The sequence below is a fragment of the Shewanella mangrovisoli genome, assembly GCF_019457635.1.
Classification (GTDB): Bacteria; Pseudomonadota; Gammaproteobacteria; order Enterobacterales; family Shewanellaceae; genus Shewanella; species Shewanella mangrovisoli.
Window position 1 is genome coordinate 1,553,377 of the sequence record NZ_CP080412.1, and the last position, 18,610, is coordinate 1,571,986.

Here is an 18,610-nt window from a genome sequence, read left to right on the forward strand (position 1 = left end):
TTTTCAACCTAACTTGCACCTTTGTCACTGGGTTACCCTGTGGCAATTTCATATCTGACGATTCCCTCAATTCTTTTTAGCACGGCTAAGTGAAAACTTGGCCGTGCTTTTGCATATCCTGTTTATCTAGAGAGTTTAATCGTCAATAACTCGACGATGGGGAGCACGACATGCAAATTGGCGCGAATTCATTACTGCAAGAAATGCAGTCACTTCAAGGTGAAATCAAACCTTCTTTTGGGATTTCACCCAATAACATTGTGCAGCAAGTGAATAACACCAGCGGTGCTGACTTTGGACAACTCCTCTCCCAAGCCATTGGTAATGTTAGTGGTTTGCAATCAACTTCATCGAATCTCGCGACCCGCCTTGAAATGGGTGACACCACTGTGAGCCTTTCTGATACAGTTATCGCCCGCGAAAAGGCCAGTGTTGCCTTTGAAGCCACAGTCCAAGTGCGCAATAAGCTCGTTGAAGCTTATAAAGAAATAATGAGCATGCCTGTTTAGGCCAGTGAATAACGCAATTAGCAGGTACGAATCGTGAGCACAGAAATGATTGTCGGATCAAACGCCGGCACAGTGGACCAAGGGGTCCAACAGGAAAATAAATCCGGCGTGCTGGGGAGTCTCGGTGGCGTCGATATGATGCGTCAAATCACCATGATTTTAGCCCTTGCCATTTGTTTGGCGTTAGCTGTGTTCGTCATGATCTGGGCCCAGGAACCTGAGTACCGTCCATTGGGTAAAATGGAAACTCAGGAAATGGTGCAAGTGCTCGACGTACTCGATAAAAACAAGATCAAATATCAAATCGATGTCGACGTTGTTAAGGTGCCCGAAGACAAATATCAAGAAGTTAAAATGATGCTGAGCCGTGCGGGTATCGATAGTGCCGCAGCCTCGAGCAAAGACTTCCTCACCCAAGACAGTGGTTTTGGCGTGAGCCAGCGCATGGAGCAGGCTCGTCTCAAGCATAGCCAAGAAGAAAATCTCGCCCGTGCAATCGAACAATTACAAAGTGTTAGCCGCGCCAAGGTGATTTTAGCGCTCCCGAAAGAAAACGTGTTTGCCCGCAATACCTCACAACCCAGTGCGACAGTTGTCATTAACACTCGCCGTGGCGGTTTAGGCCAAGGTGAAGTCGATGCGATTGTGGATATCGTTGCTTCTGCGGTTCAGGGCTTAGAGCCATCTCGCGTCACAGTTACAGATTCTAACGGCCGTTTACTCAATTCAGGCAGTCAAGATGGCGTGTCTGCAAGGGCGCGTCGCGAACTTGAACTCGTACAACAAAAAGAAGCCGAATACCGCACTAAAATTGACTCCATTCTGACGCCTATCCTTGGTCCCGATAACTTCACTTCCCAAGTGGATGTGAGCATGGATTTCACCGCGGTCGAGCAAACGGCTAAACGCTTTAATCCCGATTTACCGTCGCTGCGCAGCGAAATGACGGTTGAGAATAATTCGACTGGCGGTTCGACTGGTGGTATTCCTGGCGCGTTATCGAACCAGCCACCGATGGAATCCAATATTCCACAGGAAGCGGCTAAGGCGACTGAAAGCGTAACTGCGGGTAACTCGCACCGCGAAGCGACTCGTAATTTTGAATTAGATACCACTATCAGCCACACCCGTCAGCAAATTGGCGTTGTGCGCCGTGTCAGTGTATCAGTAGCTGTGGACTTTAAACCGGGCGCCGCCGGTGAAAATGGCCAAGTGGCGCGTGTTGCCCGTACCGAGCAAGAGCTGACAAATATCCGCCGTTTACTGGAAGGCGCGGTAGGTTTTAGCGCCCAGCGTGGTGATGTTTTAGAGGTAGTCACTGTTCCCTTTATGGATCAATTGGTTGAAGATGTTCCTGCGCCTGAGCTTTGGGAACAACCTTGGTTCTGGCGTGCGGTCAAGTTAGGTGTTGGTGCCTTAGTGATCTTAGTGCTCATTCTTGCTGTAGTGCGTCCAATGTTGAAACGCTTAATCTATCCTGACAATGTGAACATGCCAGAAGATTCAAGACTGGGTAATGAGCTGGCCGAGATTGAAGACCAATACGCCGCCGATACCCTAGGGATGCTCAATACCAAAGAAGCAGAGTATAGTTATGCCGACGATGGCTCAATTCTTATCCCTAATCTGCATAAAGATGATGATATGATTAAAGCTATCCGTGCGCTTGTGGCCAATGAGCCCGAGCTTTCTACCCAAGTCGTGAAAAACTGGTTACAAGACAATGGCTGAGAATAAATCAAAAGACGCCGCTGAAACTTCTGGCTTTAATGTAAAGGATCTCAGTGGTATCGAAAAAACGGCAATTTTACTGTTAAGTTTGAGTGAAGCCGATGCCGCCTCCATTTTAAAGCACTTAGAACCTAAGCAAGTGCAAAAGGTGGGTATGGCGATGGCGGCCATGGAAGACTTTGGGCAGGAAAAAGTCATCGGGGTGCACAAGTTGTTTCTCGATGATATTCAAAAGTATTCTTCGATTGGTTTTAACAGTGAAGAGTTCGTCCGTAAGGCGTTAACTGCGGCCTTAGGTGAAGACAAAGCCGGTAATTTGATTGAACAAATTATCATGGGCAGCGGCGCCAAAGGCTTAGACTCACTCAAATGGATGGATGCGCGCCAAGTGGCAACTATCATCCAAAACGAACATCCTCAGATCCAAACCATTGTTTTATCGTATTTAGAGCCAGACCAAGCGGCGGAAATTTTCGGCCAGTTCCCTGAAAACACCCGCTTAGACTTAATGATGCGTATTGCTAACCTTGAAGAAGTGCAACCTGCGGCATTGCAGGAATTGAACGATATCATGGAGAAACAATTCGCCGGCCAAGGTGGCGCACAGGCGGCGAAGATGGGCGGCCTAAAAGCGGCGGCCAACATCATGAACTACCTCGATACTGGTATCGAAAGTCAGTTGATGGAAACCATGCGCGAAACCGACGAGGAAATGGCGCAGCAAATCCAAGACTTAATGTTCGTGTTCGAAAACCTGATCGATGTGGACGACCGTGGTATCCAAACCTTGCTGCGTGAAGTGCAGCAGGATGTGTTGATGAAGGCGCTCAAAGGTACCGACGATCAACTTAAAGATAAAATTCTGGGCAATATGTCAAAACGGGCAGCAGAATTGCTGCGTGACGATTTAGAGGCCATGGGCCCTATCCGGATCAGCGAAGTGGAAATTGCTCAAAAAGAAATTCTGTCAATTGCACGTCGTTTAAGTGACAGCGGTGAAATCATGTTAGGCGGCGGTGGTGGCGATGAGTTCCTCTAATCGGAGTGACAATAGCGACAATAAATTGTCCCACAGAGTTGTCAGTGACGCCGATATTGAGTTCAGTCATTGGTCATTACCCGATGTCACCGAAGCTGAGGAAGAGGGGGTCTCCAACCTTTTTGGTTATGCAGGGCAACCATCGCCGAAGGCTGTGGCCGTTGAAACGGTCGCTCCACCAACCTTGGCCGAGATTGAAGACATTCGCGCTCAAGCCGAAGAGGAAGGCTTTAACGAAGGCAAGACCCAAGGTTATGCCGAAGGGCTAGAGCAGGGCAGACTCGAAGGATTAGAGCAAGGCCATACCGAGGGCCTAGCCCAAGGGCATGAGCAGGGGCTCGAAGCTGGGCTTGCCGAAGCCAAGGCATTAGTCAGTCGCTTCGAAGGACTGTTGAGCCAATTTGAAAAGCCATTGCAATTACTCGATGGCGATATTGAACATTCCTTAATGACGCTTACCATGGCACTGGCTAAATCTGTGATTGGTCATGAACTTAAAACCCATCCAGAGCAAATCTTATCTGCGCTGCGTTTAGGCGTTGAATCGCTGCCGATTAAGGAGCAAAGCGTCAGTATTCGTCTCCATCCCGACGATGTCACTTTAGTCGAGAAGCTATATTCCAGCACTCAATTGAACCGTAATCAGTGGCAATTAGAGGCGGATCCTACCCTCTCTGTCGGCGACTGCATCATTAGCAGCCAACGCTCGTTGGTGGATTTAACCCTGTCCTCACGCATCGATGCAGTATTTGAGTCCTTACGTAATCAACAATCCCATTTGAGTCACCAGCAGCAACAGCGCCAAGCGGTCCTCGATGAGGAAAACGCCGCAAAAGTTGCCTCGACTACCGAGCTAGGTGACGAGGCGCAAAGCAGCCAGCCACAACATGATGGAGAGCAAGATGCAAAATCGCCGTCATCAACTGCTGAATAAACTGCATCATTGCATCGATAAAGTCCCGCCATTCCGTGCCGTCGCCAGTGGTCAACTGGTGCGCGTGGTTGGTTTAACCTTAGAGGCGAGTGGTTGTCGCGCCCCCGTTGGCAGCCTGTGTTCTATCGAAACCATGGCGGGAGAGTTGATCGCCGAAGTTGTTGGTTTCGACGATGAACTGCTGTATCTGATGCCGATTGAGGAATTGCGTGGTGTGTTACCCGGCGCGCGGGTTATTCCCCTCGGTGAGCAGGCGGGGCTCAATGTGGGCTTATCCCTGTTAGGGCGTGTGCTCGACGGTAATGGTGTGCCATTAGATGGTCTTGGGGCCTTATCGACCGATCAGCAGGCGCCGAGGCACAGTAACGCTATCAACCCACTTTCTCGCCGAGCGATCACTGAACCACTCGATGTGGGCGTGCGCGCCATCAATGCCATGCTCACAGTTGGTAAGGGCCAGCGTATGGGCCTATTTGCAGGCTCTGGCGTGGGTAAGAGTGTGCTACTAGGCATGATGACGCGAGGCTCTACCGCTGACATTATTGTGGTGGGATTAGTGGGGGAGCGTGGTCGCGAAGTTAAAGAATTTATTGAAGAAATCCTTGGTGAAAAGGGCAGAGCACGCTCGGTTGTGGTGGCGGCGCCCGCCGATACTTCACCATTAATGCGCCTTCGGGCCTGTGAAACCTCGACTCGTATTGCCGAGTATTTTCGGGATTTAGGCTATAACGTATTGTTATTAATGGACAGCTTGACTCGTTACGCCCAGGCGCAGCGGGAGATAGCTCTAGCCGTAGGTGAGCCGCCGGCGACGAAAGGTTATCCACCTTCGGTATTTGCGAAATTGCCACGTCTGGTTGAGCGGGCAGGCAATGGTGGTCCTGGGCAAGGTTCTATCACCGCATTTTATACTGTACTGACCGAGGGCGATGACCAACAGGATCCGATTGCCGATGCTTCCCGGGCTATCCTCGACGGCCATATTGTGCTCTCCCGTGCGCTGGCTGATTCAGGGCACTATCCCGCAATCGATATTGAGGCTTCCATTAGCCGTGTGGCTCCAATGGTGATTTCAAACGAGCACTTAGAAGCCATGCGCCGCGTCAAACAGACTTATTCCCTTTATCAGCAGAATAAGGATCTGATTTCGATCGGGGCTTATGCCCAAGGCAGCGATCCGCGAATCGATAACGCCATACGCCTGCAACCTGCGATGAATGCCTTCTTACGCCAAACCATGCGTGATGCCTTTAGTTTTGCCGATAGCCAAGTCATGCTTGGGCAACTCGCGGCGCAATGTAAATAATCGAGACTGTTATGGCGAATGCCGATCCTTTATTGCTGGTGTTAAAATTAGCCCTCGATGCAGAGGAACAGGCTGCGTTGTTGCTAAAGTCGGCGCAATTAGAGTGTCAGAAGCGTCAAAATCAGTTGGATGCACTCAACAATTATCGCTTGGACTACATGAAGCAGATGCAGTCTCAGCAGGGACAAGCCATCAGCGCCAGCCATTATCACCAATTCCACCGTTTTATCCGCCAAATCGATGAGGCCATTGCGCAGCAAAATCGTGTGGTCGCCGATGGGGAGAAGCAAAAAAACTATCGTCAACAGCATTGGCTCGAGAAGCAAAAGAAACGCAAGGCGGTAGAACTACTCTTAGATAATAAAGAGAAAAAACGCCAAGCTCTTGAGTTGAAGAAAGAGCAAAAGATGACCGATGAGTTTGCTTCTCAGCAGTTTTTTCGCCGCAATAAACCCTAATCAAAGCTCGCGATTGCTTGTTTAAGTTGTTTCTTCAATCGGTAATCTCCATTTGTTGGCATTTTATTTGCTTGCTTTATGCCAGATATGGCCAAAGCCGCATAAATTGACGTTTGCCCGCATGTTTTTATGTCTTGGGGTGAATGTTTAGGAGCTGATATGCAACAAATGAACAATATCCTATTAGCGCCAAGCGCGAAAAACAGCGCTAGCTCGAGTAAAGCATTGACTCAAGATACTAATAGTGAAGACTTTTCTGCAGCATTGGCTTCAGTTACATCCGTATCATCCCCCTCGACTAAAACCCCTGTATCTCAGGATGTGGCCGTCAAATCTGCTAAAGCGGAAGCCAGCACTGACGATACCAATACCGATGATGAAGCCGATATCAGCTTGATTTTCGCCCAGATTGGTATGGCAAATGAGATGAAGAAAGCGGCAGATCCGGGCGAGTCTTTGCCGCTTGAGGCCGATATCACGGCAACGGAAGATGCCGACTCAACCTCGTTATTGGTCGATGATCAATCTCAGATCGACAGCTCTATTGTTGACGGCACTTTTTCCGATGAAATGGCTAAGTTTGTCGAGGCCTCCAACACAAGCATTGGCAATACAAAAGTGGATGTGAGTTCTGAAACACCAGGCTCTGAGTCAGTTGCCTCAAAATCAGCCGGACAAAATACTGCGCAAGTCACCGCTCAGTTATTACAGCAGCAAGCCTCACAACAGAACGCGGCTGATGTTGCTGATACTGAGAATGTAGAACCACAGATCCCAGCTGTTGATGTCGATGCTTTGGTTGCGGCCGTGACAGTGGCGGAAACGGATACTCAAGGTGTTTTAGTTGATGATTCGCTTTTGATTGATGATGCAGCGCTACTTACAGGTCTGCGGAGCGAAAAGTTCGTTAAACCGCCCGAAAATCATATTTTACCCATTGAGGGTGAGCCTTTGTTAGGGGCAAAAGAGCCTGGAACAACAGAGCTTGGTGCAACAGACATTGGCGCTAAGGCGATAAATGTGTCGACGCAGCCAGCAGATAAAGCTCTTGCACCTCAAAGCATGGTATCTCAAGCCGTTGATAATCAAATATCAATTAAAGCGGCCAATGCCTCTGCGAGTGATGTATTAACGACGAATGCGGCCACTGCCGCTAATACTAACGATCTTAATACCTTAGGCACTAATGCAGCGACTAATGTATCAGGTACCACAGCCATAGAGCCGAACCTTACTGCCGACAACCTATCCCGCGCCGAGATTTCAGCAGGATTATTGCTAAAAGACGCTAAGTTGGCGGTTACTCTCGATGCGCAGCAAGATAGCCGTGTTGCTGCTTTAAGCTCTGGTAGCGAAGAGCTGGGCAGCGAGTTTAAGCCAGTGGAGTTTAAAGCGGTATCTTCACTGCATTCTTTGGCAACGCCAGCAACCCAGCGTCAAGATATTCCGCAAGTGCAGCTTTCCTTGCGCCAAGGTGTAGAAACTCAAAACCAAATGCAGGAGATGATCCAGCGCTTTTCACCTGTGATGAAGCAACAATTGGTGACTATGGTGAGCCAAGGGATCCAACAGGCGGAAATCCGTTTAGATCCGCCAGAACTTGGGCATATGTTGGTGAAAGTGCAAGTCCATGGCGACCAGACACAAGTGCAGTTCCATGTCACACAATCGCAAACCCGCGATGTGGTCGAACAAGCCATTCCCCGCCTGCGTGAATTATTACAGGAGCAAGGCATGCAATTGGCTGATAGTCATGTTTCTCAAGGCGACCAAGGTCAACGCCGTGAGGGGGGATTTGGTGAAGCGGGTGGTTCGAGTGGTGGAAATGTGGATGATTTCTCGGCAGAAGAGCTAGATTTAGGTTTAAATCAAGCAACTAGTTTAAATTCAGGTATAGATTATTACGCTTAAGAAGGTAACCTATAGTAATAATGCGGATTATAATCCGCATCCTAATCCATTCCCGCATTTAGCCAATTAAAGAGTACATAAAATGGCCAAGGAAGAATCACTAGAACTTGAAAGCACCGAAGCGCCTAAAAGTAAGAAGAAGTTTATTTTTATCGGTGCGGGAGTCGTAGCGGCACTATTAATAGGTGGTGCGCTGTGGTTTTTCCTCGGTAGCAGTGATGAGGCACCCGAAGTTGCCGCCGAAGGCGCTACAGCTACTGAGGCTACTGCTCCTGCTGCCGATGCGGCAATAGCGGCCTATGTGCCAATGCCACGGCCTTTTTTATTTAACCTCCCTGGGCCAGACCGTGCTCGTCTCGTTGAAATTAAAGTGCAACTGATGGTCAGAGGCCAAGACGATGATGTGTTGACTCAAAAACACATTCCATTGATTGAAGATGCGCTGTTAACCACCTTTAGTGGCGCCGATGTACAAAAATTGAGTACTCAGGCGGGTAAAGATGAATTGCGGCAATTAGCGCTGTTGAGCGTGCAAAATACCTTGCAATCCGTGACCGGACGTAAAGTGGTTGAAAAAGTACTCTTTACCGGTTTTGTAATGCAATAACCTTTTATCTTCAGCACCTTAAAGAGGCGAAGACAATACTGTGAGTGATTTATTAAGCCAAGACGAAATTGATGCGCTCTTACACGGAGTCGATGACGTCGAAGAGGATAATGAGCTTGATGCCGCGGGGCTGGAAGCTCGCTCCTACGACTTTTCCTCCCAAGACCGTATCGTGCGTGGCCGTATGCCCACGCTCGAGATTGTGAATGAGCGTTTTGCCCGCCATCTGCGGATCAGCATGTTCAACATGATGCGTCGTGCGGCCGAAGTATCGATTAACGGCGTGCAAATGCTGAAATTTGGTGAGTACGTACACACCTTATTCGTCCCGACCAGCTTGAATATGGTGCGCTTTCATCCCTTAAAAGGTACGGCACTGATCACCATGGAAGCGCGTTTAGTATTTATTCTGGTGGACAACTTTTTTGGCGGCGATGGCCGTTTCCATGCCAAGATTGAAGGGCGGGAATTTACCCCGACCGAACGTCGCATCGTGCAACTTTTGCTTAAGATTATCTTTGAAGACTATAAAGATGCGTGGGCGCCGGTGATGGATGTGGAGTTTGATTATTTAGACTCCGAAGTCAACCCCGCGATGGCGAACATCGTCAGTCCAACTGAAGTGGTGGTGATTAACTCCTTCCATATCGAGGTGGATGGCGGCGGCGGTGACTTCCATATCACTATGCCGTATTCGATGATTGAACCTATCCGTGAACTACTCGATGCCGGTGTGCAGAGTGATAAACAAGACACGGACATGCGTTGGTCACAGGCGCTGCATGACGAAATTATGGATGTGAAAGTCGGGTTTGATGCCAGTGTGGTTGAGCATGAACTCACACTCAAAGACGTCATGAACTTCAAGGCCGGGGATATTATTCCAATCGAGCTGCCTGAATACATTATGATGAAAATCGAAGACTTACCGACGTATCGCTGTAAAATGGGGCGTTCACGCGATAATCTAGCACTTAAAATTTACGAAAAAATCCCACGTCCTGAAACGGTCAAATCCGAACTGCAATTAGTGACACGTAAAGGCAAAGCCAGAGACATATCCGAATTATAAAGGTGAAGTGAGATGAGTACAGATGATGATTGGGCAGCAGCCATGGCCGAACAGGCATTGGAAGAAGCTAATGCCATTGACCTTGACGAGCTGGTAGACGAGTCGCAGCCAATTAGTAAGGCCGAAGCCGCCAAACTAGACACTATTTTAGATATCCCTGTGACGATTTCGATGGAAGTCGGTCGCAGCTATATCAGCATTCGTAACCTGCTGCAGCTGAACCAAGGTTCTGTAGTGGAGTTGGATAGGGTGGCGGGTGAGCCGTTAGATGTGATGGTCAATGGCACACTTATCGCCCATGGCGAAGTGGTTGTGGTTAACGATAAGTTTGGTATTCGCCTAACGGATGTGATCAGTCAAACTGAGCGGATTAAAAAGCTTAAGTAATTCACCGATAAACACGAAGCCTGAAGGAGCGAGATGAGCACATCGGTAATTCTCAGTCTAGTAGCAGCGACTCAGGCGAGTGTTGCTGGCGTTGCTAACGAAAGTACCGCGACAGCAACGAAAGTGGCTGAACCTTCGCAAATGGCCGCCGCAGCGAGCATGCTTGGCGGTCTTATTTTAGTGTTATTGCTTATCTTCGCTTTAGCGTACTTTCTGCGGCGATTTAATTTAGTGCCGACAAATCACAGTGTGCTGAAAACCCTCGCGGTAACATCGCTTGGGCAGAAGGAGCGTTTGGTGTTAGTTCAGGTTGGTGAACAGCAGTATTTGTTGGGCGTTAGCGGGCAACAGGTTAATTTAATTGATAAATTAGCTGAGCCAATCGAAATTGAGTCCACTTCCTTTGCGGACAAGCTACGGCAGGCGAAATTAAAACAATGATGAAGTACATACTCACCTTAATTGGGGTCAGTACCCTGTTGTTTGCCGCATCGGTGGGCGCGGCCGATGGTGTATTGCCGGCGGTAACCGTAAAAACCGCCGCCGATGGTTCGACCGAATATTCGGTGACCATGCAAATCCTGTTGCTAATGACCTCGCTGAGCTTTATCCCGGCCATGGTCATTATGTTGACCTCCTTTACCCGCATCATAGTGGTGCTGTCGATTTTGCGCCAAGCCATTGGTTTACAACAGACACCTTCTAACCAAGTTTTGATTGGTATGAGCCTGTTTATGACCTTTTTTATTATGGCGCCGGTGTTCGACAAAATTTATGACCAAGGGGTCAAGCCTTATATTGATGAGCAGCTCACGCTGCAACAGGCCTTCGATAAGGGCAAAGAGCCATTACGGGCATTTATGTTAGGACAAGTGCGTACCACAGATCTAAAAACCTTTATCGATATCTCGGGGTATCAAAACATTAATTCCCCAGAAGAAGCGCCAATGAGCGTGTTGGTGCCAGCTTTTATTACCAGTGAACTTAAAACCGCCTTCCAAATTGGCTTTATGTTGTTTGTGCCTTTCTTAGTGCTCGATCTCGTGGTGGCCAGTATCTTGATGGCCATGGGTATGATGATGCTCTCGCCGATGATTGTTTCTTTACCCTTTAAGATCATGTTGTTTGTACTTGTCGATGGCTGGGGCCTAGTAATGGGTACACTCGCCAATAGCTTTGGTTAGACGAGCGGAGATTCGCGATGACGCCAGAAGCCCTAATCGATATTTTCCGTGAGGCCTTAGCCGTGATTGTCATGATGGTTTCGGCCATCGTGCTGCCAGGGCTGGGTATTGGCTTAATTGTGGCGGTGTTTCAAGCCGCAACTTCAATTAACGAACAGACTTTAAGCTTTTTACCTCGACTCATAGTGACCTTACTGGCCTTGATGGTCATGGGACACTGGTTAGTGCAAACCCTGATGGATTTCTTTATCGAAATGGTTAACCGCATTCCCCAAGTGGTGGGTTAAGTCCATGGAGCTGCTGCTCGACACCTTAATGCAAACCATTGCCTCTTACATGTGGCCATTGTTTCGTGTGACCAGCATGTTGATGGTCATGGTGGTGTTTGGGGCTACAACAACTCCGACTCGAGTTCGCTTACTGTTAGCAATTGCCATCACGCTTGCCATTGCGCCAGTTTTGCCGCCCGTAAAGGATGCCGAACTCTTTTCCTTAAGCGCTGTTTTTATTACCGCCCAGCAAATTATTATTGGCGTCGCCATGGGTTTTGTGACCCAAATGGTGATGCAAACCTTTGTGTTAACGGGCCAGATCATTGGTATGCAAACCAGTTTAGGTTTTGCCTCTATGGTTGACCCTGGTTCTGGCCAACAAACGCCAGTGATAGGTAACTTCTTTTTATTACTCGCGACGTTGATTTTTCTCGCTGTCGATGGACACCTGTTGATGATCCGTATGCTTGTCGCCAGTTTTGAGACCTTACCTATTTCGAATCAAGGGCTAACCTTGACAAGTTATCGCTCGCTGGCGGAATGGGGCTCCTATATGTTTGGCGCGGCACTGACCATGTCGCTCTCGGCGATTATTGCCTTACTACTCGTTAACTTATCCTTTGGAGTCATGACCCGCGCCGCGCCGCAGCTGAACATTTTCTCGATAGGTTTCCCCATCACTATGATTGGTGGACTGCTGATTTTATGGTTGACCTTGACTCCCGTAATGGCCCATTTCGAAGAAGTCTGGGCGTCGGCACAGCTTTTGCTTTGCGATATTTTAGGGCTTCAGTGTCAAGCCAATGGCATATTCTAACCGGATAGGAACGCGTAATGGCTGAAGAAAGTAGCGGCGAACGCAGCGAGGAACCCACCGGGAGGCGCCTCGAACAGGCGCGAGAGAAAGGGCAGGTAGCCCGTTCAAAAGAGTTAGGTACCGCGACCGTGTTACTCTCGGCGGCGACTGGCTTATATATGCTTGGACCTGGAATAGCGAAAGCCCTATCCAATGTATTCGAGCGTGTATTTACCATGGAGCGCGCCGCTATTTTCGATACGAACCAGATGTTTAATGTATGGGGCGTCGTGGGGAGCGAGATTGGCTGGCCGTTACTCAAGATTATGTTACTGATTGTCGTGGTGGCATTTATTGGTAACGTATCCCTTGGTGGGATGAATTTCTCTACCCAAGCCATGATGCCTAAAGCCAGTAAGATGAGCCCTATTGCGGGGTTTAAGCGGATGTTTGGTGTGCAGGCCTTGGTTGAATTAACCAAAGGGATTGCTAAGTTCTCTGTGGTAGCAATCGCGGCTTATTTGCTACTCAGTCATTATTTCAACGATATTCTGCTCCTGTCTGCCGATCATCTCCCCGGTAACGTCCATCACGCGCTGGATTTGTTAGTGTGGATGTTCATTCTGCTTTGCTCCTCCGTCTTAGTCATAGTGGTGATCGATGTGCCGTTTCAGATCTGGAACCACAACAAACAACTGAAAATGACTAAGCAGGAAGTTAAAGACGAGTATAAAGATACAGAAGGTAAACCTGAGGTTAAAGGTCGAGTACGGCAAATGCAGCGTGAGTTAGCGCAGCGACGCATGATGGCTGAAGTTCCCAATGCAGATGTGATTGTGGTAAACCCTGAGCATTATGCCGTGGCCATCAAGTACGATGTAAAGCGCTCTGCAGCGCCTTTTGTTATCGCTAAAGGGGTGGACGAAGTCGCCTTTAAAATCCGTGAAGTGGCAAGGGCACATAATATTGCGATTGTTTCGGCGCCACCGCTGGCGCGGGCAATTTATCACACCACTAAGCTTGAGCAGCAGATCCCAGAGGGCCTATTTACAGCGGTGGCGCAGGTACTGGCTTATGTGTTCCAGTTACGCCAGTACCAAAAAGGTCGTGGCCGTAAACCTATCCCAATCCCTGTTAATCAACCCATTCCTGACGATCTAAAACACTAGTTAAGTGTTAGGTTACCGAAGAAATAGTTCACAGAGATAAACCCACAACAAGAAGCGCTAGCAGTTGGCGCGCTTTTTGCTTTCAGGCTGTTATGCGTCAAAGTTTAGGTATCTGTGAATGGATGTTAAAGCCTCCCTAGGCCAAGTAAAACAGTTGAAACTGAGCTCTTTCAAGGGCATAGGTACGCCAATGCTAGTGCTTGCGGCATTGGCCATGATTGTGCTGCCTATCCCGCCGTTTCTGCTCGACGTTTTATTCTCCTTTAACATTGCCTTGGCTTTGATTGTTCTTCTTGTCGCGATTTATACCGACAGACCCTTAGACTTTGCTGCGTTTCCAACCGTTTTATTAGTTGCAACATTGCTGCGACTCGCGCTTAACGTGGCATCAACCCGTGTAGTATTACTCGAAGGTCACAATGGTGGTGACGCCGCCGGTAAGGTGATCGAGGCCTTCGGCTCCGTGGTGATTGGCGGTAACTATGCTGTAGGTTTAGTCGTATTTATCATTTTGATTATTATCAACTTTGCCGTTGTGACTAAAGGTGCTGGCCGTATTGCCGAGGTGAGTGCTCGCTTTACCTTAGATGCGATGCCCGGTAAGCAAATGGCCATCGATGCCGACTTAAACGCAGGTATTATTAATCAGGATCAAGCCAGAACCAGACGCGCCGAGGTGACCCGCGAAGCCGACTTCTATGGCGCAATGGACGGTGCATCTAAGTTTGTGAAGGGCGATGCGATTGCCGGTATTATGATTTTGGTGATCAACATTCTCGGTGGGTTTATTATCGGGATTGTGCAGCACGGTTTGACATTCTCCCAAGCCGTTGAAATTTATACCCTGTTAACCATTGGTGACGGTCTCGTCGCGCAAATCCCAGGTTTATTACTGTCAATCGCCGCGGCGTTGATGGTGACCCGTCAAAATGAATCTGGCGACATGGGCCAGATGCTGATCAGTCAGATGTTTGACAGTCACAAGTCGCTCAGTATTGCGGCCGGCGTACTCTTTGTGATGGGTATTGTGCCTGGCATGCCACATATGGCGTTTTTAAGCTTTGCCGTGATCACCGCTGGTGCCGCTTACTTTATCTTCAAACGTAATGAAGCCAAACGTGCCAAAGCCCTTGAGCAAGTCAAAACGGGCCCAACGGAAAGAGCCGAAAGAGAACCTAAAGAACTTAGCTGGGACGATGTGCACCATGTTGATACTATCGGTCTAGAAGTGGGTTACCGTTTGATCCCGTTGGTCGATAAGGGCCAAGGTGGCGAGTTACTGAGTCGGATCAAAGGGGTACGTAAAAAACTTTCGCAAGAACTGGGCTTCTTGGTGCCTGCGGTACATATTCGTGACAACCTCGATTTATCACCTAATGCCTATCGCATCTCGTTAATGGGCGTGGTGGTTGGAGAGGCGGATATTCGCCATGACTGCGAACTTGCCATCAACCCTGGTCAAGTTTACGGTAAGCTCGATGGTATAGAGACTCGTGATCCTGCCTTTGGTCTTGAAGCCGTGTGGATTGCCCCAGAGCTTCGCGAACATGCACAAACCTTAGGTTATACCGTGGTGGATGCTGCGACAGTGGTGGCAACCCACATCAGTCAGATTTTGACGAATAATGCGGCGAAACTCTTAGGCTACGAAGAAGTGCAACAACTGATGGATATGCTTGCCAAGCATTCGCCTAAGCTGGTGGATGGCTTTATTCCGGATGTGATGCCGCTAGGAAATGTCGTAAAAGTGATGCAAAACCTATTAAATGAAGGAGTTTCTGTCAGAGACTTGCGTACCATAGTGCAAACTTTGTTAGAATACGGCACTAAGAGTAACGATACTGAAGTGTTAACGGCGGCAGTGCGTATCGCATTGAAGCGCATGATAGTTCAAGAGATCTCGGGTCCTGAACTTGAAATACCTGTCATAACTTTGGCGCCAGAGTTGGAACAGATGTTGCATCAGTCAATGCAAGCAACCGGTGGCGATGGTCCGAATATCGAACCTGGTCTTGCAGAGCGTATGCAGCAATCCTTAGCGGATGCCGCTCAAAAGCAAGAAATGGTTGGTCAGCCCGCTATTTTGCTAACGTCAGGTATGTTACGTGCGACACTGTCTCGCTTTGTTAAATATACTATTCCTAATCTCAGAGTGATTTCTTACCAAGAAATCCCCGATGAAAAGCAAATACGCATAGTGTCTGCCGTCGGCCAGTAGAGGACGCATAAGTGAAGATTAAACGTTTTTTTGCCAAAGACATGCGTGCTGCACTGGCCCAAGTGAAGGACACGCTCGGCTCCGATGCCGTGATTATGTCGAATAAAAAAGTAAATGGCGGCATTGAGATTGTGGCCGCCGTTGACTATGACGAGCCCAAAGCGAAGGCGCCTGCAGCTGCACCGACTTTTATGGATGTGAGTGATGATTTAGTGTCGCTCGGTGCTAAAGCGCCGATTCGTGCTGAGACTAAGCTTAAACCCTCGGCGCCAGCGGACTCTCTCCAAGCCTTGCTCGAGAAGCAACAAAGCCGTTTAAACCAACAACTCACTCATCAACAGCAAGACGCGGAATTGCCTGCGTGGGCACAAGCACTACAGGCACCCGCGGCGCCAAAAGCTGAGCGCCGTGATATGGGAAATGCCTTCGATAAGAAGCCGCAGGTATCACAGAAACAAAATGCGGATCTCGAAGCGATGCGTGATGAGTTAGCATCTTTACGCAATTTGCTCACTCATCAAGTGTCTGCGTTGATGACTGAACACAAAAAACGTATTGACCCTGTGGGTGCCATGCTGGAGTCAAAGTTACTGGAGGCTGAGTTTTCGCCTGCGGTCGCGAACAAGCTAGCGGCGCTTAGTCAACACTATACCCCAGCAGAATTAGTTCGTGCCTTGCCACAAAGTCTAGCGAATATGCTTGATAATCAAGGTGATGATATCGTTAAGCAAGGTGGTGTTGTGGCATTGGTTGGCCCAACGGGTGTGGGGAAGACCACTTCCTTAGCCAAATTAGCGGCTCGCTTCGCCGCCCATCATGGCGCAGACCAAGTCGCTTTGATTACTACAGATCATTATCGTATTGGCGCCTATGAGCAATTGGCCACCTATGGCAAAATTATGGGCTGTCCCGTTAAGCAAGCCCATGACCTTGCTGAGCTAGAGCAAATTCTGTATCAGTTCAGAAATCGCAAGCTAGTATTGATAGATACTGCGGGGATGGGCCAACGAGATATGCGGCTTTACCAGCAACTTGATAATTTAACTGCAAATAGCAGAATACCTATCCGCAGTTATCTGGTACTGTCTGCCACAGGGCAGCGCCGTGTGCTACAAGATGCTGTAAATCACTTTAAACGCATTCCCTTATCTGGTGTTGTACTCACCAAACTCGATGAATCCGTGTCGTTAGCGGGCGCATTAAGTGTGTTGATCCAAAGTGGGTTGCCATTAAGTTATGTTACGGATGGGCAGCGAGTGCCCGAAGATATGAAAGTTGCCGATACTTTATTGCTTGCAGAGCAAGCGTTAGCGGCCTTAGAAAACACTGAACAACAATCGTTACCAGACACAGCGTGGTCAGATAATATGACCTGTGCATTTGAGTAGAGTTATGACCCTGGATCAAGCAAGTGGTTTACGTATGATGAATCAACCCTATAACGAAAAAGTGAAAGTAATCGCGGTTACGGGTGGTAAAGGTGGCGTGGGTAAAACCAGCGTATCCATCAATACCGCAGTAGCATTAGCCGAAAAGGGCAAGCGTGTCTTAGTGCTTGATGCCGACCTTGGCTTAGCAAACGTCGATGTCATGTTAGGGATCCGTGCCGAGCGTAACCTTTCCCATGTACTCTCTGGCGATGCTGAGCTGGATGATATTATCGTCCGCGGTCCTAAAGGCATAGGCATTGTCCCTGCGACCTCTGGTACCCAAGGCATGGTCGAATTGAGTCCTGCGCAACACGCGGGTTTAATTCGAGCTTTCAGCGAGATGCGTACTCAGTTTGATATCCTCATCGTGGATACCGCCGCGGGGATTTCAGATATGGTGCTCAGTTTTTCCCGTGCGTCACAGGATGTGCTAGTTGTTGTCTGTGACGAGCCAACCTCAATCACTGACGCCTATGCGTTAATCAAAATTCTCAGCCGTGAACACGGCGTTTTCCGTTTTAAAATTGTTGCGAATATGGTGCGCAGTTTACGCGAAGGTATGGAATTGTTTGCTAAACTCAGTAAAGTGACCGACCGATTCTTGGACGTGGCACTCGAGCTGGTTGCGACCATTCCGTTTGATGAAAACCTTCGCAAATCAGTGCGTAAACAAAAGTTAGTGGTTGAGGCTTATCCTAAGTCTCCAGCGGCTATCGCGTACCATGGCCTAGCGAATAAGATCATGAGCTGGCCGGTACCACAGCAACCTGGTGGGCATTTGGAATTTTTCGTTGAGCGCTTGGTTCAGCGACCAGATTTTCAAGAGGAAAAAACGAGTGAATAAAGCCGCAGCGTATACTTGTTTAGACAGTAAAACGTCAATCGTTGAACAGTATGCACCGTTGGTTAAAAGAATTGCACATCACTTGCTCGCCAGATTACCTGCCTCAGTGCAGCTCGATGACTTGCTTCAAGCGGGGATGATGGGACTATTAGAAGCATCATCCAAGTTTGATGGTGGCAAAGGTGCAAAGTTTGAAACCTTCGCCGGCATACGGATCCGTGGCGCCATGTTGGATGAGATCCGTCGTGGTGACTGGGTTCCCCGTTCTGTCCATCGTAATAATCGTCGAGTTGCTCAAGCCATTGATGAGTTAGAGCAAGTGTTGGGTCGTGATGCGCGCGACACAGAAATTGCAGAAAAACTTGATATGACGCTCGATGAGTACCATCATATTCTTAACGATGTTTCTGTTGGTAAAATCATAGGGATAGAGGACTTAGGCGTATCGCAGGATATACTCACTCCGAGCGATAATGTGAGCGATGGAACATTTGAAGCATTAGCAGAAACCCAGTTTCATTCAGCACTCGTTGAGGCGATAAAATTATTGCCCGAAAGAGATGCGCTAGTGCTATCGTTATACTACGATGAAGCATTGAATTTAAAAGAAATTGGCGCCATTCTTGAGGTAAGCGAATCGCGAGTTAGCCAGATATTAAGTCAGGCAATGTTGCGACTCAAAGGCAAACTCAAGCATTGGACATAAGTATAATTATTGATTGAGCACAGAATGTCGGCTCACC

The 18,610-nt window shown here is 48.5% G+C and carries 19 protein-coding genes; all 19 read left to right on the top strand.

Annotated features, from left to right (window positions below; translation table 11 throughout):
• Nucleotides 1-170: 170 nt before the first annotated feature.
• The 19 genes from fliE to K0H60_RS07025 all read left to right on the top strand — a co-directional run bounded on the left by fliE (nucleotide 171) and on the right by K0H60_RS07025 (nucleotide 18,573).
• Nucleotides 171-509, top strand: a complete 339-nt coding sequence (gene fliE / locus K0H60_RS06935; protein ID WP_011625692.1) for a flagellar hook-basal body complex protein FliE — start codon at nucleotides 171-173, stop codon at nucleotides 507-509.
• 45 nt (nucleotides 510-554) lie between these two features.
• On the top strand, nucleotides 555-2,240 hold the full coding sequence (fliF, locus tag K0H60_RS06940) for a flagellar basal-body MS-ring/collar protein FliF (protein ID WP_220057681.1): 1,686 nt from the start codon (nucleotides 555-557) through the stop codon (nucleotides 2,238-2,240).
• Nucleotides 2,233-3,279, top strand: coding sequence for a flagellar motor switch protein FliG (gene fliG, locus K0H60_RS06945; protein ID WP_088211992.1), 1,047 nt, complete (start codon nucleotides 2,233-2,235; stop codon nucleotides 3,277-3,279). Before fliF ends, fliG begins: the two co-directional genes overlap by 8 nt.
• Nucleotides 3,266-4,213 (top strand): flagellar assembly protein FliH, encoded by a 948-nt coding sequence (gene fliH / locus K0H60_RS06950; protein WP_220057682.1) that lies wholly within the window; start codon nucleotides 3,266-3,268, stop codon nucleotides 4,211-4,213. Before fliG ends, fliH begins: the two co-directional genes overlap by 14 nt.
• On the top strand, nucleotides 4,182-5,519 hold the full coding sequence (gene fliI / locus K0H60_RS06955) for a flagellar protein export ATPase FliI (RefSeq protein ID WP_220057683.1): 1,338 nt from the start codon (nucleotides 4,182-4,184) through the stop codon (nucleotides 5,517-5,519). The genes fliH and fliI overlap by 32 nt, the downstream gene beginning before the upstream one ends.
• Nucleotides 5,520-5,530: 11 nt before the next feature.
• Nucleotides 5,531-5,977, top strand: coding sequence for a flagellar export protein FliJ (gene fliJ, locus K0H60_RS06960; RefSeq protein WP_011716420.1), 447 nt, complete (start codon nucleotides 5,531-5,533; stop codon nucleotides 5,975-5,977).
• A 159-nt stretch (nucleotides 5,978-6,136) separates the two neighbouring features.
• Nucleotides 6,137-7,888: a flagellar hook-length control protein FliK gene (locus K0H60_RS06965; RefSeq protein WP_220057684.1), complete on the top strand. Its 1,752-nt coding sequence runs from the start codon at nucleotides 6,137-6,139 to the stop codon at nucleotides 7,886-7,888.
• An 82-nt stretch (nucleotides 7,889-7,970) separates the two neighbouring features.
• On the top strand, nucleotides 7,971-8,495 hold the full coding sequence (fliL, locus tag K0H60_RS06970) for a flagellar basal body-associated protein FliL (RefSeq protein ID WP_220057685.1): 525 nt from the start codon (nucleotides 7,971-7,973) through the stop codon (nucleotides 8,493-8,495).
• A gap of 40 nt (nucleotides 8,496-8,535) precedes the next feature.
• The gene (gene fliM, locus K0H60_RS06975; RefSeq protein ID WP_011716423.1) at nucleotides 8,536-9,567 is read left to right on the top strand and encodes a flagellar motor switch protein FliM; all 1,032 of its coding nucleotides are present in this window, start codon (nucleotides 8,536-8,538) and stop codon (nucleotides 9,565-9,567) included.
• Nucleotides 9,568-9,579: 12 nt separating this feature from the next.
• Complete coding sequence (gene fliN, locus K0H60_RS06980; protein WP_011716424.1) at nucleotides 9,580-9,954, top strand: flagellar motor switch protein FliN; 375 nt, start codon at nucleotides 9,580-9,582, stop codon at nucleotides 9,952-9,954.
• Between the two features lie 33 nt (nucleotides 9,955-9,987).
• Nucleotides 9,988-10,395 carry a flagellar biosynthetic protein FliO gene (gene fliO, locus K0H60_RS06985; protein WP_220057686.1) on the top strand — a complete coding sequence of 136 codons (408 nt, stop codon included), beginning with the start codon at nucleotides 9,988-9,990 and terminating at the stop codon, nucleotides 10,393-10,395.
• Entirely contained in the window at nucleotides 10,392-11,138 is a 747-nt protein-coding gene (fliP, locus tag K0H60_RS06990; protein WP_011622079.1) for a flagellar type III secretion system pore protein FliP, read from the top strand. The genes fliO and fliP overlap by 4 nt, the downstream gene beginning before the upstream one ends.
• Before the next feature lie 17 nt (nucleotides 11,139-11,155).
• The gene (gene fliQ / locus K0H60_RS06995) at nucleotides 11,156-11,425 is read left to right on the top strand and encodes a flagellar biosynthesis protein FliQ (protein ID WP_011622080.1); all 270 of its coding nucleotides are present in this window, start codon (nucleotides 11,156-11,158) and stop codon (nucleotides 11,423-11,425) included.
• Between the two features lie 4 nt (nucleotides 11,426-11,429).
• Nucleotides 11,430-12,227, top strand: a complete 798-nt coding sequence (gene fliR / locus K0H60_RS07000) for a flagellar biosynthetic protein FliR (protein ID WP_220057687.1) — start codon at nucleotides 11,430-11,432, stop codon at nucleotides 12,225-12,227.
• 17 nt (nucleotides 12,228-12,244) lie between these two features.
• Nucleotides 12,245-13,375, top strand: coding sequence for a flagellar biosynthesis protein FlhB (gene flhB, locus K0H60_RS07005; protein WP_011716428.1), 1,131 nt, complete (start codon nucleotides 12,245-12,247; stop codon nucleotides 13,373-13,375).
• Between the two features lie 118 nt (nucleotides 13,376-13,493).
• Nucleotides 13,494-15,593, top strand: a complete 2,100-nt coding sequence (flhA, locus tag K0H60_RS07010) for a flagellar biosynthesis protein FlhA (RefSeq protein ID WP_011716429.1) — start codon at nucleotides 13,494-13,496, stop codon at nucleotides 15,591-15,593.
• Nucleotides 15,594-15,604: 11 nt separating this feature from the next.
• On the top strand, nucleotides 15,605-16,981 hold the full coding sequence (gene flhF, locus K0H60_RS07015) for a flagellar biosynthesis GTPase FlhF (RefSeq protein ID WP_220057688.1): 1,377 nt from the start codon (nucleotides 15,605-15,607) through the stop codon (nucleotides 16,979-16,981).
• A 4-nt stretch (nucleotides 16,982-16,985) separates the two neighbouring features.
• Nucleotides 16,986-17,867, top strand: coding sequence for a MinD/ParA family protein (locus K0H60_RS07020; protein WP_011622085.1), 882 nt, complete (start codon nucleotides 16,986-16,988; stop codon nucleotides 17,865-17,867).
• On the top strand, nucleotides 17,860-18,573 hold the full coding sequence (locus K0H60_RS07025; protein WP_011622086.1) for an RNA polymerase sigma factor FliA: 714 nt from the start codon (nucleotides 17,860-17,862) through the stop codon (nucleotides 18,571-18,573). Before K0H60_RS07020 ends, K0H60_RS07025 begins: the two co-directional genes overlap by 8 nt.
• Nucleotides 18,574-18,610 lie beyond the last annotated feature (37 nt).